The sequence below is a fragment of the Planococcus chinensis genome, assembly GCF_042681545.1.
GTDB lineage: Bacteria > Bacillota > Bacilli > Bacillales_A > Planococcaceae > Planococcus > Planococcus chinensis.
In genome coordinates, this window is the sequence record NZ_JBHUFW010000014.1 from 40,681 (window position 1) to 62,799 (window position 22,119).

Here is a 22,119-nt window from a genome sequence, read left to right on the forward strand (position 1 = left end):
ATAGAGATGGATAAGCCCGACCGGGCTGGCCACTTCGCTTTCCGTGGGCTCGGCTTCAGTCTCCTCGTCACTGCGTTCCTGCGGGGCCTTCAGCTCGAGCTGGTCCCACAGGAGTCTCCGTAGCCAGCCCGGTCGGGAGCATCATCTGTCTCTGATAGAGGAGATAAGAATACTAATCCTGCTTTGGCCTGCTGGGAACAAGCCGCTGGCTTCAGGATCCGCAACGTAAGGCGGCGACTCCTGCGGGATAGCGAAGTGCCGAAATCCACTCGGACGCTAGTCCGAGTTAGTTCGGCGCGAGCCCGCGGAAAGCGTCCGCCTGAAGTGGAGGATCCAATACAGCTTCCATTAGTTTTATTCATCTAATTGAACAATTACTCTTTTGTCTACAAGCTCAGGCAGAGCCCAAATCGGGCTCTGCCTTTTTCTATTCAAGCTTCGCTACTTTTTTCCAGACTTGCTCAAGCAAAATCAGGATTTCCGCTTCATGCGGCACATTGTTCGCGAGTGTTCCCAGGACGCTTTGGACCACCGCTTTCCGCGGCTTTTCCAAATGCAGTTCTTCAGCAAGGAACGAGATAAGCTGCCGGGTTTCTTCATCTTCCTCAAGCAACCGGCTGTATGTGTCCAATTGGGTCCCCAATTCTTCGAGCGTCAAGTTCTCGCCCATCTTTTCAGGGGATAGTTCCATTGCTTGGATAAAGCGCTCGCCTGATGCGATTTGGGACGCGATAGAAACTTCCAGCCGCCGTACGACGAATGCCGCCAATCTGTCCGTCGGCAAGTCTTCGTTCGAGGTCAGCTTCCAGATATGGACCAGCTGCTGGATGGATCCGTGGAGGATAGCGGCATTGTCGAGGGCGTAAGGTTCCGCTTCTTTCCCGAAGATGTCGATGATCCGGGACGTGAGCCAATCAAGCTCTTTCAGGTAAGTTCCTTTGGAAAACTCCTTCAGTTCCTTGTCCTGGGAGTAAAAAATGCTTTCGTACAAGGAAAACAAATTCTTTTCCTGGTTCAGCTGGATGCGGATGCTCAGCTGGTCGGCGAGCACTTGAGGATCATTTATCGGTTTATCAGCCGCGGCTGCCATGCGCTTCTGACGGATTTCGCTGCCAATGGAGTCCATGATGGCCATCAGGCATTCGGTCTTGGACGTGAAGTAATTGTAGAACGTCCCTTTGGAAACGCCGGCTTCATCAAGGATGTCCTGAATCGAGGAAGCGTTATAACCTTTATTGATGAAAAGGGCATAGGCGGCATTGATGATGTTCTGTTTTTTTGAGTTCATTTGCTCCACCTTTATACTCATAGTCTAGTGTCATCATACCGCGAAAACCCTTTCATATCAATTCTTTTATACTGTCGGTATATTTTTCTTGATTAAAATAGACTGACGGTATAGAATGATGCAATGGAGTTAGAGCATTATGAAAAACACAAGGATAGATGGAGGAAAAAATAGAATGAAAGAACAGAAAAAACCGCCTTACGGCATTATCGCCATACTTTTTACCGGAGCTTTTGTGGCCATCTTCAACCAGACCCTGCTGAATATCGCGCTGCCGTCAATTATGCTGGACTTCGGCATTGAACCCTCTACAGCCCAATGGCTGGTGACCGCCTATATGCTCGTCAACGGAATCCTGATTCCTGCGAGCGCTTACCTGATCCAACGCTATTCAAACCGGTCGATTTTCATTGCGGCCATGTCGCTTTTCGCTTTAGGGACGCTGTTGGCTGCTGTAGCGCCAGCCTTCAGCATTCTGCTTGCCGGCCGCATGGTCCAGGCAGCGGGTGCCGCTTTGATGATGCCGCTATTGATGAATGTCATGCTAGCCGCTTTTCCGATTGAAAAACGTGGTTCTGCTATGGGCATCTTCGGTTTGGTCATGGTCGTTGCGCCTGCGATCGGCCCGACATTATCAGGATTCATCATTGAACATTATTCGTGGCGCGTCCTGTTCTGGATGGTGCTGCCGATTGCGCTGGTGCCGCTGGCGCTCGGCATCTTCAAATTGAAGAACCTGACGTTCCAGAACCGGGAGCTGTCGCTGGACCAAGCTTCCTTGGTTCTTTCGAGCTTGGGCTTCGGCGGCATCCTGTATGGATTCAGTTCTGCCGGTACATCTGGCTGGACCGATCCGGTGGTCATGGGGACCATCGGCATCGGGATCGTCTCGCTGATCCTATTCATCTTCCGGCAGTTAAAGCTGGATGAACCGCTGTTGCAAATCCGAATCTACAAATATCCGATGTTCGCCTTGTCGTCCGCCATCTCGGTCGTGGTCTCAATGTCCATGTTCTCGGCTATGATCCTGATGCCGATCTACATCCAGACCATCAAAGGCATTTCGCCGATCGACTCAGGCCTGCTGATGCTGCCAGGTGCACTTGTCATGGGAGCGATGTCGCCGATCAATGGACGGCTATTCGATAAGTACGGCGCTAAAGTCCTCGCCATCCCGGGTCTGGCCATTGTTGTGGCAACGACTTATATGTTCAGCCAATTGAGCCTGGATTCCAGTTTCATCAGCATCATGCTGATCTATACGCTCCGCATGTTCGGCATTTCACTGGTCATGATGCCGGTCATGACAAATGGCTTGAATACACTGCCGGTGAAATCCTATCCGCATGGAACGGCCATCAACAACACGCTCCAGCAAGTGGCGGGGGCAGTCGGTTCGGCGTTCCTGATTTCGATCATGAATGCCCGTACCGAATCTGCCGCGAAAGACTTGGCGGCGAGCGGCACAAACCCTGCAGACATTGTCAATTTGGCGATGCTTGAAGGCATCAACTTTTCGTTCTTCGTCTCGACATTCATCGCGCTTGTGGCATTTGGCCTCGCTTTATTCATCAAAAAGCCCGCCAGACCCGATTCGGAAATGGAGAAGGAAAAGGAAATCGTCTATGCACGGAAAGAAGTCACTGAATGAAAGAGAAAAAGCTGATCCGGAAACGGGTCAGCTTTTTCTGTCGGAAAATCGGGCTTCGGCGCGCCTTGAACAGGAGGCAAGCGCTGGCTGCAGAAGGTCGGCTCATGCAAACATTGTTCTGGCTTATCCGGATAAAACGGGATCCCGGAGCCCGTACAGAAGTGCGTGGCCATTTTTGTTAAAAAAAGCGGCGAAACGCCAAATATGGTACACTATTAGCATCGAAAAGAAGGTGGAATTAGACATGAATTTTATTAAAGAATTAAATCCGATTTGGCAGGAAAAATGGGAAAAGGCCGGTTTTGAACATGCAATGCCGATCCAGGAGCAGATGATTCCGGAAATGCTTGCAGGGAACGATATCGTGGCGGAATCCCCGACCGGTTCCGGCAAGACGCTTGCCTATTTATTGCCGATCCTGCAGCGCGTGAACCCGGCCAAACCAGCAATCCAGGCGATGATCATCGCACCGTCCCAGGAATTGTCGATGCAGATCGTCAATGTTGTAAGAGAGTGGACTGAAGGCACTGACGTAACCGTCGCCCAATTGATCGGCGGCGCCAATGTGCAGCGCCAATTGGAAAAGCTGAAGAAAAAACCGACGATCGTCGTCGGGACTCCCGGGCGTCTGAACGAGCTCGTGAAAAGCAAAAAGCTGAAAATGCATGAAATCCGGATTTTGGTCCTCGATGAAGGCGACCAGTTGATGGCGCGCGAACACCGCAATGTCATGAAGGATCTGATCGAGAAAACCCAGCACGAGCGCCAGCTTGTCCTGGTATCCGCGACAATCACTGATGAAGTGGAATTGGTGGCTGACCGCTTGATGAAGCATCCGACGAGGCTCCAAGTGGCGGCGTCCGATTTGCCGATGCAGGGCAAAGTTGTCCATTCATTCATCAAAGTGGATGAGCGGGACAAAACCGAAGCCCTTCGGAAAATCTCGAACATCGAGGGCGTAAAAGCACTGGCGTTTGTCAATAATCTGGATCAGCTGCTGATGAAAGAAAACAAATTGAAATTCCGTGATGCAAAAATCGTCGCCCTCCATTCCGAGATGAAAAAAGAGGAGCGCAAAAAAGCGCTCGAAGGGTTCCGTAAAGGCGAAGTGGCAATGCTGATTGCGACAGAAGTGGCAGCCCGCGGATTGGACATCGATGCCGTGACTCACGTCATCCACGTCGATGTCCCGCAGACCATCGAGCAATACCAGCACCGCTCCGGCCGTACAGGCAGAGCAGGGGCTGATGGCGAAGTTTTGACGCTCTTGGCTTATGTCGATGAACGCCATTACAAGAAATTCACCAAGGAGCTTCCGTCAAAACCGGTCCAGAAAATCCTCCATGGCGGCCAGCTAGTGGAAGGCAATAGCAAAACCATTTCCGAAAAGGGGAATAAAAGATGAGTTTCCAGGAAAAATTGGAGCAGTACGCGGAGCTGGCTGTGCAGGTCGGATTGAATGTCCAAAAAGGCCAGATCATCATGATCAATACAACGGTCGATACGCTTGAGTTTACGCGCCTTGTCGTGAAGAAGGCCTACGAAGCAGGGGCCAAGCGCGTCCATGTCAATTACACGGATCCGGTACAGACCCGGATGCATTTTGAGATGGCGCCGGATGAAGCATTCCATGAATACCCGGCATGGTCGGTCGCCCAGCGCGATGAAATCATCGATACTGGGGGATCATTTTTGTGGATCGATGCAGAAGATCCGGATCTTTTGACCGGCATCCCGGCCAAGCGCCTCTCGGATTCGCAGAAGTCTGCCGGCCGCGCGTTGGAGCGTTACCGGCAAGCCGTCGGCACCGACAAGATTGCCTGGTCGATCATTGCGATCCCGTCCAAGGAATGGGCGGGAAAAGTGTTCCCGGATCTAGAAGCCGCTGAGGGGATCGATGCCCTATGGAACGCCATCTTCAAAACTGTCCGCATCGGCGAAGGCGATGCCATCGCGCAGTGGAAGCAGCATATCGATTTGCTGGAAGCACGCGCAGGACAGCTCAACAGCAAAAGATTCAGCAAGCTGCACTATACGGCACCCGACACTGATTTGACGATCGAACTTCCGGACAAGCATATCTGGATGAGCGGCGCTTCCAAAACACCGCAGAACAATGCGTTCATTGCCAATATGCCGACTGAGGAAGTTTACACTGTCCCATTGAAATACGGCGTCAACGGAACTGTCCGCAATACGAAACCGCTCGTCTACCAAGGGAACATCATCGACGGGTTTACCCTGGAATTTGAAGAGGGGAAAATCGTCAATGCGAAGGCTGAAACGGGCCAGGAATTGCTTGATGAAATGCTCCAGGCGGATAAAGGCTCCGCGTATTTGGGCGAAGTAGCATTGGTGCCGCACCATTCGCCAATCTCGGATTCCAATATCCTGTTTTTCAACACGCTGTTCGATGAAAATGCATCGAATCATTTAGCAATTGGCGATTCCTACCCGACCTGCTATGAAGGCGGCCGGGATCTGGAGCGGAAGCAGCTCGAATCAATCGGATTGAATACATCGATTGTCCATGAAGACTTTATGATCGGCAGCGCCGAAATGAATATTGACGGCATCCACAAGGACGGCACACGAGAACCGGTTTTCCGGAACGGGAACTGGGCATTTTAAGAGGTGAGCAGGTTGAAAAAATACACGATAGCGTGTTTGACGGCAGTGCTGCTGGCTTTCAGCGCTTTGCCTGCAGCGGCAGAAATCCAATTGCCGGCCGCTTATGTAGCGCTGGGTGATTCGCTCGCAGCAGGCCAGACGCCGAATTCAGAGATTGATGCAGGCTATGCCGATCTGATTGCGCAGGAATTGGCACGCCAGCAACCGGTCGCATTCTTTTCCAAAGATTTGGCGTTTCCGGGATTCACAACGGAAGATGTACTAGAGCGGGTCAAATCGGAAGAAGCGAAAGACCTGTTGGCTTCTGCCAACATCATTACGCTTTCAGCCGGCGCAAATGATCTGCTGCGGCTTGTGCAGGCCGATTCTGAACAAGGGTCTTTGGCTTTTCCGCAAATCCAGGCCGACTTTGCATTGAATAATGCGCGGGAGAACCTGGATGAGATTTTAGCGGAATTGAAAAAGCGGGCACCGGATGCGGATGTTTATGTCATGGGCTATTATTTTGCATATCCCCATGCCCGTGAAAGCCAAAAAGCGGGAACTGCAAAACAGCTTGATCTGCTGAATGTCATTTTAAAGCAAAGCGCTGAAAAAGCAGGGGCCGTTTTTGTGCCGGTCCAAGGCGCATTCGGCAACGACTCGGTGGATAAAGTGCCGAATGCGGCGGATGTCCATCCGAATTTCAAAGGCTATCAGGCGATGGCCAATGCTTTTTTGGATAGCTACCAAAAGGGCTGGAAAGTGGAAAACGGGGAATTGCCGAAGGCCGCACCTTTATCTTTTGAGGAAATCACGGCCCAGCAGGAATCGGACCGTGAAAGTGCCATATCCGGCAACCCGGCTGCAAGCCGGCCTTCTGAAGGGCTCGAAGAGGAATATTATGCTTTGCGTGAGGCATTGCCGTATGTATAGTTGAAAACATGCAAAACCCCGCTCCGGAAAATCCGGAGCGGGGTTTTGTGTTTTATATCAACGCTTTGGCTTAGGCGTTCTGCGCGTAGAAGTAGTCCCTGCTTTTTGTTTGTTCATTACTTTTTTGATGATTGGATACGCGATTGGCGCAAACTTGATGGCTGTTTTTACAATTCTTCCGATTCCCATGTTTATCACTCCTGACGTGGATAGAGTATGTTTTATTGTTCCCGGTTTTTCTGCTTGTTAAACCTTAAAGCGGGGCAGCGGCAAGCTGCTTTAGGATGTCTTTGTATTGATGGATGCTGGAGATGTCCGCGTATTCGGCGTTTCCATGCCAGTCATCGCCTGAAGGGCCGAATTCGATCGCGCCTTCGCCGCCGTTGACGGCTGCGTAATAGCGGGTATCGGCAGCACCATGCTGACCGAACAGGACAGGTTCGGTTTCCACTGTTTCACGGATGGCATTTTGCAGCGATTGAATGTACGGATTTTCTTTGGTCGTCGTCAAAGCGGGTGTGGAGCCGCTCGCTTTGTATTCCATATCCAGCTTCAAGTTCTCGGCGAGTTCCGCCATCTGCCGAACAATTTCGTCTTTGTCCTGGCCCGGCATAAAGCGGATATCATAGGACATTTCGCAGATTTCGGGAACGACGTTATAGCGGTCTCCCGCTTTGATGATCGGCAAATTGACCGACGGCTGTTCGTAGTATTCGGTCGATTCCTTGCGGAAAGGCAGATCGGCCATTCCCATATGAAACTTCATCGCCGACTCGATGGCGTTGATGCCTTCCCATGGGCGGCTGCCGTGCGCAGGTTTGCCTTTGAAGGTCAAATCCATGCGAAGAATTCCTTTTGACTGCAAGCCGATTTTTAGGCCGGTCGGCTCGCCGCATATGACAAAATTGCCGGTGTAGCCTTGTTCGACCAGCCATTTTGAGGTGTTGCGGCCGCCGATTTCTTCATCGGTGACAATGTGCAGCTGGACGATGCGGTTGAGCGCGGATCCATCCAGTTCGACGAAAGCCTGCATCATGGCCGCCACCCCGGCTTTCATATCAGCGGAACCGCGGCCGTAAATGCGCCCCATTTCCTCCATCGGCACGAACTGGTCCGGATGGCCGGGAACGACATCGACATGCCCGTTCCACACGATGGTGTCCTGTCCTTGGCCTTTTGCGGCAGTCAGCATCATATATCCGTTGTTTTCATGGACCTTGACTTCCTGCCCTTTCTCCTTCAGCCATTCGGCACAAAAAAGAAGAGCATCGTTCGCTCCTTGTTTGGTGTCGCTTTGGATTTTAATTAACTCTTTCAATAACTCGATCATACTCAGCAGCGCATGTTTCCGCTGCCTTCACCACCTTTCGACTATTTGCTTCATACTTACCTGTTACCCTCTGGGGCCAGCTTGAAACTGCGTTGCTTAAAGTCGGGCATTTGTGTACAATAGGGGTGAAAGCAAAATATGTATGCACCACAAGGGGAGCTATATGCTGAGAGTGAACACATTGTTCTTACCCTTTGAACCTGTAAGTTAACACTTGCGCAGGGATGTGGATGGAAACCGGCCCTTATGCGGCGCCAAGCTCTGTCCTGGCGCCGCTTTTATATGGTTTTTTATTCGCGCGGCCCTTCTGGTGATGTGCACAACACATAAGGAGGAAGTTATGAGAAATAAACGGGTTATTTTAATGGTGGAGATTGCGATTTTTGGCGCCCTCGGGTTTATCCTCGATTTTGTGGCCTTCAAAATGCCGCAAGGGGGATCTGTCAGTCTGGTCATGATCCCGATTGTCCTGATGGCATTCAGAAGAGGCGTCGCTGCCGGTGTCTTGACCGGGCTGTTGGTAGGACTCCTGCAAATCGTCACAGGCACCATATCGGTGACGCCGCTGTCGTTCGGCTATGTCGTGCTGCAAGTCATTCTGGATTATTTGCTGGCTTACGGAGTCGTAGGCCTTGCGGGAATCATGCGGAGCCGGTATCTGCAGGCTGCTGAAGAAAGGCGCACAGGGAAGATGATCACAGCTATCGTACTGGGCGTTTTGATCGGTTCAGTTCTGCGGTACATCACCCACGTGATCACCGGCATTCTGTTCTTCGGAATGTTTGCAGAAGGGAATGTACTGATCTATTCCGCTGCCTACAACGCAACCTATATGATTCCGGTATTTCTCTTGGCGGCTTTCGTCTGCTCGGCACTCTTTGCCGCAGCCCCGAAACTCGTCGACGCAAAAGCATAAGTGGAAGGGGACTATCATTAGGATAGTCCTCTTTTTATATGGTATAATTTTTCTTAGACAATTTGAAAGAAGGGTATTTAATGATTGCGACGACTGAAAAAGATATAGAAATGCTAAAAAAAGCCGGACAGATGGTAGCGAAGATCCGTGAAGAAATGAAAGCGGCGACCAAGCCGGGTGTTACGACAAAGGAAATCGATGAATTGGGCGGCAAGCTGTTTGCAGAACTTGGCGGCGTATCCGGACCGAAATCGGAATATGATTTTCCGGGCTATACGTGCATCAGCGTAAACGAAGAGGTGGCGCATGGCATTCCCGGCAAACGCGTCATCGAAGAAGGCGACATGGTCAATATTGATGTATCGGGTTCTTATGAAGGCTATTTTGCGGACACAGGGATTTCCTTTGTGGTCGGCGAGGGCCATGCGGAAAAAGAGAAGCTTTGTGAAGTGGCAGCATCGGCTTTCGATTTCGCTATGACGAAAGTGAAAGCCGGCGCGAAGCTGAACCAGATCGGGAAAGCGGTGGAGCGCGAAGCGAAGCAGCAGGGCCTTTTTGTCATCAAGAACCTGACCGGGCACGGCATCGGGAAATCACTCCATGAAGCCCCTCAGCACATTTTGAATTATTACGATGCATGGGAGAAGACCATCCTGAAAGAAGGCATGGTGCTGGCCGTGGAGCCGTTTATCTCACAGAAAGCAGAGCACATCATCGAATCAGGTGACGGCTGGACATTTATCACGCCGGATCAGTCGCTGGTGGCGCAGATTGAACATACAGTCATAGTTACAAAAGGCGAACCGGTCCTATTGACGAAACTGGATAATTAGAAAGCTTCTCAGGCTGCAGACTCCCTCATAACGAGGCCGTCTGCAGCCTGTTCTTTTGGATGAAAGGTTGCCGCAAACAAAAAAAGACCTTTTAAGGTCTTTTAATTTGTAGACAGAAGAAAATTTATTCCTCTTAAACAATGAATATTCATATGAGCGGAGCTATCTCGAATCCTCCACTTCAGGCGGACGCTTTCCGCGGGCTCGAGCCGAACTAACTAAGAACCTGTGCTCCTGCGCAAGCTCGTCGCAAATACTTGCCCTCGCAAGCTTCGGTCAAGCATTGACTGGCGTCCGAGTGGATTTCCGCACTTCGCTATCCCGCAGGAGACGACGCCTTCCGTTCCGGATCATAAAGCAAGCGGCTTGTAATTAGTTACACAAAGCAGAATAAGCGTCCTACTCCTTTTTTTGAATACAGGTGGTGCTCCCGATAGGGTGGGCCACGAGACTCCTGTGGGACCAGCTCGAGCTGAAGGCCCCGCAGGAAAGACTTGGCCTGCCAAGTCTTTGCGACGAAGCTAGCGCAGCGATACAGGAGCATGGTTTTTCAGTGAAGAGGAGACTGAAGCCGAGCCCACGGAAAGCGAAGTGGCCCACCCTGTCGGGCTTATACATCTTTATTCATCACAATTGAACTTTATCTACAGTTTAAAAGACCCTTCAAGGTCTTTTTTTGATAAGCAGAACACCGGTCACAATAACGCCGCTTAAAAACAGGGAAGCGGTTGTGACGAGCAATTCGCTTGTGCCGTGTTTAACGGCGATGCCGATGAATGCCCAGACGAAGACTAAGGCAAATGGAATGTCGGAATGGTGGAATCGGACATGGAGTGCGAGCGCGGTTCCGAAAGTCAGCATGATAACCGTCCAAAGCTGGTCGCTCAAGCCCCAGCCGCCCCAATTGAAATAAGTCAGTATGTAAGCAACATTTGTGATGGTCGCCACACTGATCCAGCCCATATTGACTGAAACCGGCAGCCGCTCGGTCACTTTCTGATCGCTATTATTGTACTGCAGATATAGGGCAATCAAGGAAAGCAGATAGCCGACCATGGCGACGAGCGTCCAGAGGAAGAATTCATAATGCCACAATAAAATCCAAGCGATGTTGAATCCGGCACTTAATAAGAAATATAATGCAATTTCAGATGAGGGAGTTTCTCCTTTTTTCAAACGAATCCAGAAGCCGGCGATCCAAAGGGCCAACAGGATATATATGAGAGACCAGATCGAAAACACATAGCCGGCCGGTGTGATCATCACGGGCAACCGGTTTGAAATTTCCCCAGTCGTTTGGCCATTCAGCGGCAGGATAGTGGCCAACGCATTTATAGCGACAACGGCTCCGAAAGCGAGCGTCATCAACAATACCCGAATCATAGCAGATCCCTCCTTTCAATTTAGTATACCTGTCATCGATTGGTTCAACAAATAGCTTCTTCCAAAAAAAGCAATAAAGGCGCGAGTTTGTGAAAGTTTCGTCACTTTTTCCAGTTCAAACAAGAGGAAGGCGGCGCGGCCCATTATTCCTCCCGTTCAATAAAAATGGTATACTTATAAGTGTTTTTAGAAAATTTCGTTTACCACAGGAGGAAACAGAATGACAGTTAAATTTCCGGAAGTCTGGGACTTGGATAGCCTTTTCCCAGGCGGAAGCGATTCGGCGGAATTGCGCGTACATATGGACCAGGCAGCGCCGCGCTTGGAAGAATTCGAAAAAGCGGCCCAAAGTTTCCAGGTGCCGGCATCAGCTGAAGACGCGCCGCGCATTGCCGGCCTTTTGGAGGAAATCAAAGGGCTGATGCAGCATCTAAGCCAGTCTGGTGCTTTTATCGGCTGTTTGATGGCGCAAAATACAGAAGACAAAAAAGCAGGGATTCTGCAAAGTGAATCGGCGGCTCTGTCATCCCGTTTCCAGTCTGCGCTGCAGAAAATCCAAAAAGATCTGACAGGAACTGAGGATGCTGTATGGAAGAGCCTGCTCGAAACCGATGAACTCAAGGAGTTTGGTTTTGTATTGAATGAATGGCGCGAAGAAGCGGAAATGCTGCTTTCTGAAAAAGAGGAAAACCTGATCAACGCACTGAGCATGGATGGCTATCATGGCTGGAGCCAACTTTACGATATGCTGGTGGGGGATATCAAAATCACCATGACAGTCGACGGCGAAGAGAAAGTGCTATCCGTCGGGCAGGCGAACAACCTGAGTGCCCACTCCGATCCGGCCGTACGCGAGGAATCCTATACGAAACTCGAAGAGGCATGGACAGGGAAAGAAGAATTCTTTGCCAAAACCTTGAACTCGATAGCAGGCTTCCGCCTGGAAATCTATAAAAAGCGCGGCTGGGACAATGTCCTGCAGGAGCCGCTCCATATGAACCGCATGAAGCAGGAAACCTTGGATGCGATGTGGGGGGCAATCAGCAACAACAAAGGGCCGTTCGTCGACTATTTGAACCGCAAAGCGGAAATCTTGGGAAAAAACGGCCTGGATTGGTTTGATGTGGATGCCCCTGTGACAGCCAGCACTCAAAAATTCTCATACCAGGAAGGCGCTGACTTTATCCTTGAACATTTCGGGAAGTTCGGGCCAGAACTCCGGAAGTTTGCGCAGGACGCTTTCGAAAAAGGCTGGATCGAAGCCGAAGACCGTCCGAACAAGCGCCCCGGCGGATTCTGCACGAGCTTGCCGATGTCGGAGGAATCCCGCATTTTCATGACCTACAGCGGATCGATGTCGAACGTTGCGACGCTTGCGCATGAACTCGGCCATGCATTCCATTCTTACGCGCTGCGGCCGGTACACCCGTTGAACCGTTCGTATGCGATGAATGTAGCGGAGACCGCTTCGACTTTTGCTGAAATGATTGTAGCCGATGCGGCAGTTAAAAATGCCCAAAGCAATGATGAGAAGATCGCGCTTCTTGAAGACAAGGTCCAGCGGAGTGTAGCATTCTTCATGAACATCCATTCCCGCTTCCTGTTTGAAACACGTTTCTATGAAGAGCGCAAAAAGGGCGTCGTCTCAGCCGGCCGGTTGAACGAATTGATGTCACAGGCGCAGGAAGAAGGGTTTGCCGGCGGATTGAAGTCGCTGCACCCGCATTTCTGGGCTTCGAAGCTGCATTTTTATATCACGTACGTGCCATTCTACAATTTCCCTTACACATTCGGCTATTTGTTCTCCTTGAGCGTATACGCAAAAGCGCTCGAAGAAGGCGCCGGTTTTGAAGAGAAATACATGGCACTCCTCCGCGACACAGCGATTATGACGGCAGAAGACCTGGCACTTAAGCATCTCGGGGAAGACATCACCCAGCCTGCTTTCTGGGAAAAAGGGATTGCACTTTGCGTGAAGGATGCCGAAGAATTCAATGCGCTGACTGCTGCCGGTAACTGATATGAATCTACGATTCGAGGGGCGCGCCTGTTATATTCGGAATCTGACAGTGGATGATGCAGAAGAAATGGTGCATTTGCTGCTTCGCAACCGGGAATACTGGTCGATTTATGAACCCCGCCACCCGGACAGTTATTTTACGCCGATGGTGCAGCGGGAAAAAATCCGGGAATCGGTCTATCAGGCACGCGAAAACCGCGAATACAGCTTCGGGGTTTTCGAGCCTGGCACTGACCGGATGATTGGCCATATTTCCTTGTACAGCATCAAGCGGCTTCCGTTCCTCAGTGCGCTTGTTGGTTATTCGATCGACAAAGCATCGACAGGCAAGGGCATCGCGACGGAAGCAGTGAAACTCGTGCTCACATTCGGATTCGAGCAGCTCCGGCTGCATAGGATCGAGGCTTATGTATCGCCCCGGAACGCCGGATCGATCCGGGTGCTTGAGAAGTCGGGCATGCAGCAGGAAGGGCTGCTGCGTGAATTTTTGTACATCAACGGCGAGTGGGAAGACCATTACCAATACGCGCTACTTGAGCGCGAATTTTGAAAGGGCAAGGCCGCTTATAGGAAATGGCGGACCGCAATTGTCCGGTGGTTTTCAGAATAGAAGCCGAAAAAAGGAGGATGCTCCATGGATCGAAATAAGATGTTTGCTTACCATCAATGGGCGGCAGTGGAAATTCTGAAGCATATCCAGTCGTACGGGGAAGAGATCTATACACGGGAAGGTGCGAATTCGTTCCCTTCCATTGAAAAAATGACGGCACATGTCATCGGCGTCGAAAAATTATGGCTTGAGCGGATGATGGGAAATAAAAGCCCGGTTTTTCAGCAATATGACGTATCGACGACAGAAAAGGCGATTCAGGCATTTATGCTACTGCACGCAGAGATGGAATTGTATTTTGCATCGCTCACTGAGGAACAATGGCAGGCGGAATTGGAATTCACCAATTTAAAAGGGGACCATTTCCGGAGTACGAGAGAAGAGATGCATTTTACATTCATCAACCATGCATCCTACCATAGAGGCCAAGCAACTTCTTTTCTGCGGCAATTCGGCAAAGAAGGCATCCCGCTGGATTATCTCTATTTCCAAAAACAAAACCGCTGAGAATTTTCTCAGCGGTTTTCGTTTCCATTGACGATCAAATCAAGTTTTCCGGTTGTGGGGTCGATGACAAGGCCATGGACCGGAACTGTATTGTCCATTAGCGGATGGTTTCTGACCATATTGACGCTGTGGCGTACACTTTCTGTCACATCGTCAAACCCTCGGAACCATTCTTCGAGGTCAACACCCGAATAACGCATCATTTCGATGGTCTTTTCATCGATACCGCGCGCCTTCATCTTGCTCAGGATCGACTGGGGATCGATGGCAGACATGCCGCAATCGTAATGGCCGATTATGTATACTTCATCTGCATTCAATTCATAAACAGCTACAAACAAGCTGCGCATGATGCCGCCGAATGGGTGGTTGATGACCGCACCGGCACTTTTGACGATTTTCACGTCGCCGTTCTTTAAATTCATCGCTTTCGGCAGCATTTCGAATAGGCGGGTGTCCATGCACGTAAGGATGACGATTTTTTTGTCAGGGAATTTTGTGGTGATAAACTGTTCATACTCTTTGTTTTCAACAAATTCCGTATTGTATTCCAAGATCTGGTTCAACATTGACATCATTATTTCCTCCTTGAAAGCCTTTTCTATTAGTGTAATCCATTTCGGGAAAAAATTCGACTTGCAGCTGAAGCCAAAAAAAAAAACAGCCCGACTGGTTTGCCGGGCTGAATGGGTTAACGAGGGATTTTTTCTAATTTGCTGAGCATCACCAGTGAACGGCCAGTGCCGATTGCGACAGATTCTAAAGGATTCGGTGCAATATGTACAGGCACGGAAATCTCTTTTGACAGCCATTCTTGCATGCCTTTCAGCAATGCGCCGCCGCCTGTGATCACAACGCCTTGGTCGACGATGTCGCCGGACAATTCAGCCGGGCAGTTTTCTAGCGTTGCGCGGATGCATTCCAGAATCGCAAGCAATGACTCTTTCAGTGTTTCCTGGATTTCCGTAGATGTCAATGTCACGATTTTCGGAAGGCCGGTCATGATATCGCGTCCGCGGATTTCCATTGTTTCGGATTTGTGCGGAACCAGGGCATAGCCGATTTCTTTCTTGATGTTTTCGGCAGTACGTTCACCGATCAATACGTTGTAATGCTTGCGGACATACTGGATGATGTCTTCGTCCATCCGGTCGCCGGCAACTTTCACCGTATTGGCTGAAACGACGCCTCCGAAAGAAATGATTCCGACTTCAGTTGTACCGCCGCCGATATCAACGATGACGCTGGCAATCGGTTCGCTCACCGGAAGGTCAGCGCCGATTGCTGCTGCGACAGGCTCTTCAATCAGATGGACGGACTTTGCACCGCTTTGTTTCACGGCGTCATGGATAGCGCGGCGTTCTACAGAAGTTGCGCCCGAAGGTGTGCAGATCATCACATTCGGCTTGCGGAACGAAGTGCCCATTTGTTTTGCTGCTTTTTGCATGACAATCTTCAATAATTCAGTCGTGACGTCGAAGTCTGCGATGACGCCGTCTTTTAACGGGCGCACAACGCGGATCGAACCGGGAGTTTTCCCAATCATCGCTTTGGCGTCTTCGCCGATGGCAATGACCCGTCCTGATTTTGTATCAAGTGCTACCACTGAAGGTTCATTTAAAATAATGCCTTTTGATTTTGTGTATACTAAAATATTTGCTGTTCCTAAGTCAATCCCGATGTCTGTTGAAGAAAACATGCCTAAACTCCTCCTAATAATAAACAAGTACCATTTTGCATTTTACCATGTAAAAAATGATGTAAAAAGAACGAAACAACAAAATGATACATTAGAAAGGTCTTATGTTGGAAATGCAGGGATAATTACATACCAAAAGACCCGGAATGTTATTGTTATGTAAAATAAATGATTTGAAAATGTAATAAAAAAGTCGTACAACAAAAGAAAAAAAGCCCGTTCCCTGAGCGGAAAACGGACTCTTTCTCAATATCTCTTTTTCGGTAGCGGATCTACATGCTCTGCATCATGTGAATGAAGCTCTCTGCCAAGGAAATGCAGAAGCGTAAAGAAGAACAAGAAGATAACAACCATAAAACCAAGAACTACCACGACGCCTTCTAACATAGGAATAACTCCTCCTTCATCTGCCGTTATCATTCTTTAGTATACATGATAACCGGCAAAAAATTAAGTGTCGAATTCGTGAGGCTTAGAACGCCCAGTTTCCATTGCGGAACAGCGGCTCGCGCGTGCCGTCTTCAAGCACGCCGTCAATGTCCATTTTCTCTGAGCCGACCATGAAGTCGACATGGGTGATGCTTTGGTTCAAGCCGTGCGCAAGCAAATCATCCGAACTCATCGTTTTTCCGCCTTCAAGGCAAAAGGCGTAAGCGCTGCCGATGGCAAAATGGTTCGACGCGTTTTCATCGAACAAAGTATTGTAGAACAGGATGTTCGAATTGGAAATCGGCGAGTGATGCGGCACCAAAGCCACTTCACCCAAGTAATGCGACCCTTCATCAGTAGCCACCAATTCTTTCAAGACTTCTTCGCCTTGTGCTGCTGTGACCTCGACGATGCGGCCGTTTTCGAATGTCACTTTGAAATCGTCGATGATGTTGCCGCCGTAGCTCAACGGTTTTGTGCTGGACACATAGCCATTGACGCCTTCCTTATCAGGTACAGTGAACACTTCTTCCGTCGGCATGTTCGCCATGAATGCATCGCCTTTTTCATTGATAGAACCTGCGCCGCACCAGAGATGGCCTTTTGGCAATGCAACTTCCAGGTCCGTATTCGGCGAAGTGTAATGCAGTTTCGCGTATTTTTTGCTGTTTAAATAATCCACTTTTGTATGCAGCAATTGATCGTGTTTTTTCCATTCTTCCACCGGGTCGGCCAAGTCTGCACGCACGGCTTTGAAAATAGCTTCCCACAAGGCATCCATCTGCTGTTCTGCCGGCAGTTCTGCAAACACTTTGGCTGCCCAGTCGGGTGAAGCCGCTGCCAAGACGGTCCAACTGATTTTGTCGGACTGTACATATTGGCGATATTTATTTAGCGCCGTTCCAGCTGCTTTCTGGAAAGCGGCGATGCGTTTCGATTCAATTCCTTTCAACAGATCCGGGCTTTGGGAAACGATGCTGATAAAAGCAGCTCCGCCTTCAGCCAATTGCTCCCGCTCCTGCACTTTCCATGCAGGATACTCGCTGAACGAATCTTCCGGCGCAAGTTCAAAGCGCAGGCGCGTCACTTCATCGTCCTGCCAGTCGACATGGACCTGCTTTGCGCCGGCTTCATATGCTTTTTTAGTGACCAAGCGGACAAACGGAGCAGCCTCCAATGAAGCCACGATATAAATCTGCTGACCCGGCTGCACGTTGACGCCGACGTTCACCGCAAGTTCTGCATAGCGCGCCAATTTCTCGTTAAATGATGTCAATTAAATCTCCCCTTTCATCTTTTCTATTTTAGCAATGTTCAGAATGACCTGGCAACGTTTTAAAAAAGAAAGAAGGATACTGCTTGCAAATTTAATTATAATTGTTTATGATATAAACAAATGTTTGTAAAGGGGCGGTGGAAATGCTTAAAAAAGAGTTGGAAGTGCTGGCGCTTCTTCGCAGGAATCCCTACCTTTCGCAGCAGGAAATGGCCGAACAATTGAACCTTTCAAGGCCGTCAGTAGCCAATCTGATTTCCGGATTGATCCGGAAAGGGAAAATTGCAGGGCGTGCATATGTGCTCCCAGAAGAAGGGGTGGTAGTTTCGATCGGCGGCGCCAACGTCGATCGCAAGTTCCGCCTCAGCCAACCGGTCCAGATGGCAACATCGAATCCTGCTTCTGCTAGCGGAAGCGTCGGCGGAGTAGCCCGCAACGTGGCGGAGAATCTCGGCAGGCTTGGCCATCCGGTCAAATTGCTGTCCATTGCAGGAAACGATCCGGAATGGCGATTGATCGAAGAGCAGTCAGCGCCTTTTATGAGCCTTGAATTGACGAAGGCGCTGGAAGGGCTGGCGACAGGCACATATACTGCTGTTCTTCAACCGGACGGCGAATTGGTCTTGGCGCTGGCGGATATGGCCATCTACGACTCCATGACGCCAGAGTACATCAAGCGCAGCGAGGCCGTGCTTATGGGAGCAAGTTTCCTCGTTGCCGATTTGAACTGCCCGAAAGAGACCATCGGCTATATTCAGAGGCTGGCAAAGGCAAGGGATATTCCTCTTGCAGTCATCCCGGTCTCAGAACCGAAAATGGACAGGCTTGGACCGGATCTTTCCGGCATTTCGTGGCTGATCCTCAATCGCGGCGAGGCAGCCCGCTATCTGGGAACTCCTGTCGAGACGCCGGATGAATGGCGCGCAGCCTGTGAAAAACTGATGGAGCACGGTGTACAGAATATCGTGATTACCGGCGGCGGCGACGGTGTCGTTGCCGGCAACATCGAAGGGATCCGCCATTTTGCTGCGCACACGGTGCCAGCGGTAGTGGATGTAACAGGAGCAGGCGACGCATTTTCGGGCGGCTTGATCCATGCTGTGATGGAAAAATTGCCATTGAAGGAAATAATAAATGCAGGGCTGGTCAATGCGGCCAAGACGCTTCAAAGCGAATTGACCGTCCGCAGCACCTTATCCGCAGAGAACCTACAAAAAGAACTGGAGGAGATTTTATGAAAACAATGATTTCATATTCAACAGAAGTACAGGAAGCAATGGACAATAACCGCCCGGTGGTGGCTCTGGAATCGACAATCATTTCACACGGCATGCCGTATCCGCAAAACGTGGAGACAGCCCGCATTGTTGAAGACATCATCCGTGAAAACGGAGCGGTACCGGCTACAATCGCCATCATGGACGGCAAGATTAAAATCGGTTTGTCAGCAGATGAACTCGAGTTGCTGGGCAACAGCCCGGATGTAGCGAAAGTTTCACGCCGCGACATCGGCCAATTGATTGCCACAAAGAAAATCGGAGCGACTACAGTGGCTGCAACCATGATCTGTGCGGAACTTGCCGGCATCCGAGTATTTGCGACTGGCGGCATCGGCGGTGTCCACCGCGGCGCTGAAACGACGATGGATATTTCTGCAGACTTGGAAGAGCTGGCAAACACGGGTGTCGCCGTTGTCTGCGCAGGCGCGAAATCGATTTTGGATATCGGCCTGACACTTGAATACCTGGAAACGAAAGGCGTGCCGGTCATCGGCTACCAGACAGACAAGATGCCTGCTTTCTATACACGCGAAAGCGAATTCGATCTGTCGTTCCGCGCGGAGGACGTTGCGACGATGGCAGCAGTCTTGAAAGCACAATGGGATCTGGGCCTTGACGGAGGTGCAGTAATTGCCAACCCGATTCCTGCCGAACATGCGCTGGAAGCTTCATTCATCAACGGCATCATTGACCAAGCGATGAAAGAAGCGGTTGAAGGCGGCATCTCCGGCAAACAAGTCACTCCGTTCCTTCTTGGAAAAGTGAAAGAACTGACAGGCGGCTCAAGCCTTGTAGCGAATATTGAACTGGTGAAATACAATGCGAAAGTCGGCGCCCAATTGGCTGTAGAACTTAATGGGCTATAAGAAGGAATTTACAAGAAGTCCCTCCAAATGGGGCTTCTTTTTTATTGTCCTGTTTTCAGCGGCGCTCTAATCGGGTAGATAAAAGCAAGGAGCTGAAATGCATGAAAACAGATGTATTCATCAGTGGTGGAGGGGTAGGCGGTTTGGCGCTGGCCCTGAAATTGGCCAACCGTGGAGTCGATGTGGTCGTCGCAGAGCGGCTTTCAAACAAGGCTCCTGTCTATAAAGGCGAATTGCTGCAGCCAAAAAGCATGCAGATTTTCGATGGGCTTGGCCTTTTCGACGAAATATGCAGCCGGTCCAATGAAATCAAGGTGCTGGATATGCTTGAACTGTCGAGTTCTTTAAAAGTACGCGATCAGTCATTCATGGATTATAGTGTATTGCCCGGAAAGTATGATGCTGCTTACATGGTGCATCATGAGGAATTGAAATCGATCATGTTGAAAGCGGCATCGAGTTTTCCGAACTTCCACTATTTCAGCGGGACGGCCTGCAAAGGCTACACGGACACCGCTGCCCAGCTCCAGCGAGGGAAAGAGACGTTTGATGTGGAAGCGGATTTTTTCATCGGAGCGGAAGGGCGGACGTCCGTCACCCGGAAAGCGATGGATATCCAGATCAAACAGACCATGTACAACCACCATTTTCTGACCGTCACATTTCCCCGGGCTGAGAACTTCAAGGACGGGAAAATCATTTCGACATACAACCGCTTCCTGGGGTTGTTTCCTTTGCCCGACCAGCAAGTCAGAAGCGTCTATTTAATTCCGGAGGGCGATTATCAAGAATTAAAGAAAAAGCCGATCAGCCATTTCCATAAACTGTATACGGATCTGGCGCCAGTAGTCGACGGCTATGTACAGCAGCTGCAGGATTGGAAGAAGATCCAATTAATGATTCCGGTCATGTACCATGCCCCTGCTTATGTAAAAAACAATAAAGCGATCATTGGAGACGCCGCCCATGCCGTCCATCCGATGGCTGGAGAAGGGATGAACATGGCGATCCAAGATGCAGATATCTTAGGGGAATTGTTGGCGGATATGAAAGCAAACGGAAAACTGGCAGCAGAAAACCTGTCTTGGTATGAGCAGGTGCGCTACCGCCGTGCAGAGCATGTTTTGCAGCTTAGCCATCTGGCGGCGCTGGCTTATTCATTCCCTTTCCGAACAGTCAGCTATCTGCGCCAAAAAACGTTTGAACGGATGGAAGAAGATCCTGTCCTCCACTTTAAGCAGATGCTGAATGTATCGGGGCTTGGCATGTGGAAAGAAAATGTCCGGGACCGGTTCATCCAGGGCGGCCTCATCCCGAAGCGTGTGAAGGACCTGGACCCCGACCGGAAAGAACTGAAATATTTTACTGAAAATGATGATTACCCGTGGAAAGTGGAGGGACTCCAATGATAGATGTTATGAAGATGTTCAAAGCAAGGATGTACATGAAACGGAACGAACCGTTCCTTTATAGCTGGCACGCCTATGTAGGATATGAACTTGATTTGTTCAGGGCATTCGATCGGCCAATGAGCAAATTCGATGTGGCTGATGCCCTCAGCCTGGATGATGACCTGCTGGAACAGTGGATCATGGTCGGCCTGTCGATCGGCCACTTGAAAGAAGCGGGGCGCGGCCGCTATAAAATAGCGAACGCCTGGAAACTGCCGAAGCCGAAAGGCGATAATTCTTCCGGCGTGCTGCTCAAGGAAATGATGGAATTGCACATTCCGACGCTTCTGCAATATCCCGAGATGATGCGCGAGAAGAAGCGCAGCCATTTCGACGAGGAGAAGCATGCGCCGACCGTAGCGGAAACCAGCCGGCTGCTCGAAGTTCTGGCGATGCCGAAAATGTCGAAAAAGATCCGGGAAAACCATTTTAAGACGGTCCTTGATATCGGCTGCGGGGAAGCGGGCTACATTAAGAAGCTGGCGGAACGGTTCCCCGATACACAGTTCAAAGGGATTGAAATCAGTCCGGCTGTAGCGGAAAAAGCGGAAGAAATGACCGCCTCTATAGAGAACGTAGAAATTGAAAATACAGACCTATGGCATTATCAGCCGGCACAGCCAGTCGACATGGTCATGCTCAATAACGTCATCCATTACATCGATTTGGAAGAACGCCAGGCGCTTTTCAGTGAACTCGCCAGCTGGCTCAATGACGGCGGCATTCTGTCGGTTGTGACGCCGATTGCCGGACGCGTCGACGACCCGCCTTTCGCTAATGTCTTCAACAGCTTTTTCTCCTCGTTCGATAACCTGTACCGTCTTCCGACGCGTGAAGAACTCGCGGAGTGGGGAGAGGAGGCCGGCCTCAAGATGCTCGGCATCCGTACTGTCATCAAAGAAGGCAGCTGGTATATTGTCCAATATGCAAAATAAAAAATCCCTCGCGGCATTGAACTGAGCCCCATTTTCTAGACAGTTTAATAAAAGCACCCTGCAGCTTACGCTGCGATCAGATGACTCCGGTATTGTGCC

21 protein-coding genes and 1 riboswitch are annotated in these 22,119 nt (G+C 50.2%); of the genes, 13 read left to right on the plus strand and 8 right to left on the minus strand.

The genetic code is table 11. From position 1 onward, the window contains the following. Positions 1-427: 427 nt before the first annotated feature. On the minus strand, positions 428-1,288 hold the full coding sequence (locus ACFSDB_RS16820; RefSeq protein ID WP_204893654.1) for a TetR family transcriptional regulator: 861 nt from the start codon (positions 1,286-1,288) through the stop codon (positions 428-430). 175 nt (positions 1,289-1,463) lie between these two features. On the opposite strand from ACFSDB_RS16820, the gene ACFSDB_RS16825 reads away from it, so the two are divergent. The 4 genes from ACFSDB_RS16825 (at position 1,464) to ACFSDB_RS16840 (ending at position 6,485) form a co-directional block, all read left to right on the plus strand. Continuing rightward, positions 1,464-2,939, plus strand: a complete 1,476-nt coding sequence (locus tag ACFSDB_RS16825) for an MDR family MFS transporter (RefSeq protein ID WP_204893655.1) — start codon at positions 1,464-1,466, stop codon at positions 2,937-2,939. 244 nt (positions 2,940-3,183) lie between these two features. Beyond that, entirely contained in the window at positions 3,184-4,344 is a 1,161-nt protein-coding gene (locus ACFSDB_RS16830) for a DEAD/DEAH box helicase (protein WP_204893656.1), read from the plus strand. Further along, positions 4,341-5,570: an aminopeptidase gene (locus ACFSDB_RS16835; RefSeq protein WP_204893657.1), complete on the plus strand. Its 1,230-nt coding sequence runs from the start codon at positions 4,341-4,343 to the stop codon at positions 5,568-5,570. Before ACFSDB_RS16830 ends, ACFSDB_RS16835 begins: the two co-directional genes overlap by 4 nt. Before the next feature lie 3 nt (positions 5,571-5,573). Next, on the plus strand, positions 5,574-6,485 hold the full coding sequence (locus ACFSDB_RS16840) for an SGNH/GDSL hydrolase family protein (RefSeq protein ID WP_377340700.1): 912 nt from the start codon (positions 5,574-5,576) through the stop codon (positions 6,483-6,485). A 57-nt stretch (positions 6,486-6,542) separates the two neighbouring features. Here the strand turns inward: ACFSDB_RS16840 and ACFSDB_RS16845 are convergent, their stop codons facing one another. Beyond that, a complete protein-coding gene (locus tag ACFSDB_RS16845) occupies positions 6,543-6,674 on the minus strand; it encodes a hypothetical protein (protein WP_377340703.1) in 132 nt (43 codons plus the stop codon). A 64-nt stretch (positions 6,675-6,738) separates the two neighbouring features. Continuing rightward, on the minus strand, positions 6,739-7,815 hold the full coding sequence (locus tag ACFSDB_RS16850) for a M20 family metallopeptidase (protein ID WP_204893659.1): 1,077 nt from the start codon (positions 7,813-7,815) through the stop codon (positions 6,739-6,741). Between the two features lie 142 nt (positions 7,816-7,957). After that, positions 7,958-8,057, plus strand: a riboswitch (TPP riboswitch). A gap of 98 nt (positions 8,058-8,155) precedes the next feature. Here ACFSDB_RS16850 and thiT point away from each other — a divergent pair. Next, positions 8,156-8,731, plus strand: coding sequence for an energy-coupled thiamine transporter ThiT (thiT, locus tag ACFSDB_RS16855; RefSeq protein ID WP_204893660.1), 576 nt, complete (start codon positions 8,156-8,158; stop codon positions 8,729-8,731). A gap of 80 nt (positions 8,732-8,811) precedes the next feature. Further along, complete coding sequence (gene map / locus ACFSDB_RS16860) at positions 8,812-9,564, plus strand: type I methionyl aminopeptidase (protein ID WP_204893661.1); 753 nt, start codon at positions 8,812-8,814, stop codon at positions 9,562-9,564. Positions 9,565-10,227: 663 nt separating this feature from the next. Here the strand turns inward: map and ACFSDB_RS16865 are convergent. Further along, positions 10,228-10,947: a tryptophan-rich sensory protein gene (locus ACFSDB_RS16865; protein WP_204893662.1), complete on the minus strand. Its 720-nt coding sequence runs from the start codon at positions 10,945-10,947 to the stop codon at positions 10,228-10,230. 220 nt (positions 10,948-11,167) lie between these two features. Between ACFSDB_RS16865 and ACFSDB_RS16870 the strand changes: the two genes are divergently transcribed. From ACFSDB_RS16870 to ACFSDB_RS16880, 3 genes are all read left to right on the plus strand, one after another. Continuing rightward, entirely contained in the window at positions 11,168-12,967 is a 1,800-nt protein-coding gene (locus ACFSDB_RS16870; RefSeq protein WP_204893663.1) for a M3 family oligoendopeptidase, read from the plus strand. A 1-nt stretch (position 12,968) separates the two neighbouring features. After that, positions 12,969-13,517, plus strand: a complete 549-nt coding sequence (locus ACFSDB_RS16875) for a GNAT family N-acetyltransferase (RefSeq protein WP_204893664.1) — start codon at positions 12,969-12,971, stop codon at positions 13,515-13,517. Positions 13,518-13,601: 84 nt separating this feature from the next. After that, positions 13,602-14,084: a DinB family protein gene (locus ACFSDB_RS16880; RefSeq protein WP_204893665.1), complete on the plus strand. Its 483-nt coding sequence runs from the start codon at positions 13,602-13,604 to the stop codon at positions 14,082-14,084. An 8-nt stretch (positions 14,085-14,092) separates the two neighbouring features. Here ACFSDB_RS16880 and ACFSDB_RS16885 read toward each other — a convergent pair whose 3' ends face one another. From ACFSDB_RS16885 to ACFSDB_RS16900, 4 genes are all read right to left on the minus strand, one after another. Continuing rightward, positions 14,093-14,659, minus strand: coding sequence for a beta-class carbonic anhydrase (locus ACFSDB_RS16885; protein ID WP_204893666.1), 567 nt, complete (start codon positions 14,657-14,659; stop codon positions 14,093-14,095). Between the two features lie 116 nt (positions 14,660-14,775). After that, positions 14,776-15,783, minus strand: coding sequence for a rod-share determining protein MreBH (gene mreBH / locus ACFSDB_RS16890; protein WP_204893667.1), 1,008 nt, complete (start codon positions 15,781-15,783; stop codon positions 14,776-14,778). A 246-nt stretch (positions 15,784-16,029) separates the two neighbouring features. Continuing rightward, positions 16,030-16,170, minus strand: a complete 141-nt coding sequence (locus ACFSDB_RS16895) for a hypothetical protein (RefSeq protein WP_204893668.1) — start codon at positions 16,168-16,170, stop codon at positions 16,030-16,032. 85 nt (positions 16,171-16,255) lie between these two features. Continuing rightward, complete coding sequence (locus ACFSDB_RS16900) at positions 16,256-17,488, minus strand: aminopeptidase (protein ID WP_204893669.1); 1,233 nt, start codon at positions 17,486-17,488, stop codon at positions 16,256-16,258. Positions 17,489-17,631: 143 nt separating this feature from the next. Between ACFSDB_RS16900 and ACFSDB_RS16905 the strand changes: the two genes are divergently transcribed. From ACFSDB_RS16905 to ACFSDB_RS16920, 4 genes are all read left to right on the plus strand, one after another. After that, positions 17,632-18,726 carry a carbohydrate kinase gene (locus tag ACFSDB_RS16905; RefSeq protein ID WP_204893670.1) on the plus strand — a complete coding sequence of 365 codons (1,095 nt, stop codon included), beginning with the start codon at positions 17,632-17,634 and terminating at the stop codon, positions 18,724-18,726. Beyond that, positions 18,723-19,634, plus strand: coding sequence for a pseudouridine-5'-phosphate glycosidase (locus ACFSDB_RS16910; protein WP_204893671.1), 912 nt, complete (start codon positions 18,723-18,725; stop codon positions 19,632-19,634). The genes ACFSDB_RS16905 and ACFSDB_RS16910 overlap by 4 nt, the downstream gene beginning before the upstream one ends. Before the next feature lie 101 nt (positions 19,635-19,735). Next, positions 19,736-21,043 (plus strand): FAD-dependent oxidoreductase, encoded by a 1,308-nt coding sequence (locus tag ACFSDB_RS16915; RefSeq protein WP_204893672.1) that lies wholly within the window; start codon positions 19,736-19,738, stop codon positions 21,041-21,043. Then, on the plus strand, positions 21,040-22,020 hold the full coding sequence (locus ACFSDB_RS16920; RefSeq protein ID WP_204893673.1) for a class I SAM-dependent methyltransferase: 981 nt from the start codon (positions 21,040-21,042) through the stop codon (positions 22,018-22,020). Before ACFSDB_RS16915 ends, ACFSDB_RS16920 begins: the two co-directional genes overlap by 4 nt. Positions 22,021-22,119: the final 99 nt, after the last annotated feature.

Excerpts from the sequence above, each read along its gene's own strand:
- ACFSDB_RS16910 (WP_204893671.1), top strand. The coding sequence starts at position 18,723 with ATGAAAACAATGATTTCATATTCAACAGAAGTACAGGAAGCAATGGAC.
- ACFSDB_RS16880 (WP_204893665.1), top strand. The coding sequence starts at position 13,602 with ATGGATCGAAATAAGATGTTTGCTTACCATCAATGGGCGGCAGTGGAA.
- ACFSDB_RS16825 (WP_204893655.1), top strand. The coding sequence starts at position 1,464 with ATGAAAGAACAGAAAAAACCGCCTTACGGCATTATCGCCATACTTTTT.
- ACFSDB_RS16870 (WP_204893663.1), top strand. The coding sequence starts at position 11,168 with ATGACAGTTAAATTTCCGGAAGTCTGGGACTTGGATAGCCTTTTCCCA.
- ACFSDB_RS16835 (WP_204893657.1), top strand. The coding sequence starts at position 4,341 with ATGAGTTTCCAGGAAAAATTGGAGCAGTACGCGGAGCTGGCTGTGCAG.
- ACFSDB_RS16850 (WP_204893659.1), bottom strand. The coding sequence starts at position 7,815 with ATGATCGAGTTATTGAAAGAGTTAATTAAAATCCAAAGCGACACCAAA.
- thiT (WP_204893660.1), top strand. The coding sequence starts at position 8,156 with ATGAGAAATAAACGGGTTATTTTAATGGTGGAGATTGCGATTTTTGGC.
- ACFSDB_RS16920 (WP_204893673.1), top strand. The coding sequence starts at position 21,040 with ATGATAGATGTTATGAAGATGTTCAAAGCAAGGATGTACATGAAACGG.
- ACFSDB_RS16865 (WP_204893662.1), bottom strand. The coding sequence starts at position 10,947 with ATGATTCGGGTATTGTTGATGACGCTCGCTTTCGGAGCCGTTGTCGCT.
- ACFSDB_RS16820 (WP_204893654.1), bottom strand. The coding sequence starts at position 1,288 with ATGAACTCAAAAAAACAGAACATCATCAATGCCGCCTATGCCCTTTTC.
- map (WP_204893661.1), top strand. The coding sequence starts at position 8,812 with ATGATTGCGACGACTGAAAAAGATATAGAAATGCTAAAAAAAGCCGGA.
- mreBH (WP_204893667.1), bottom strand. The coding sequence starts at position 15,783 with ATGTTTTCTTCAACAGACATCGGGATTGACTTAGGAACAGCAAATATT.
- ACFSDB_RS16830 (WP_204893656.1), top strand. The coding sequence starts at position 3,184 with ATGAATTTTATTAAAGAATTAAATCCGATTTGGCAGGAAAAATGGGAA.
- ACFSDB_RS16895 (WP_204893668.1), bottom strand. The coding sequence starts at position 16,170 with ATGTTAGAAGGCGTCGTGGTAGTTCTTGGTTTTATGGTTGTTATCTTC.
- ACFSDB_RS16845 (WP_377340703.1), bottom strand. The coding sequence starts at position 6,674 with ATGGGAATCGGAAGAATTGTAAAAACAGCCATCAAGTTTGCGCCAATC.
- ACFSDB_RS16885 (WP_204893666.1), bottom strand. The coding sequence starts at position 14,659 with ATGTCAATGTTGAACCAGATCTTGGAATACAATACGGAATTTGTTGAA.
- ACFSDB_RS16905 (WP_204893670.1), top strand. The coding sequence starts at position 17,632 with ATGCTTAAAAAAGAGTTGGAAGTGCTGGCGCTTCTTCGCAGGAATCCC.
- ACFSDB_RS16915 (WP_204893672.1), top strand. The coding sequence starts at position 19,736 with ATGAAAACAGATGTATTCATCAGTGGTGGAGGGGTAGGCGGTTTGGCG.
- ACFSDB_RS16875 (WP_204893664.1), top strand. The coding sequence starts at position 12,969 with ATGAATCTACGATTCGAGGGGCGCGCCTGTTATATTCGGAATCTGACA.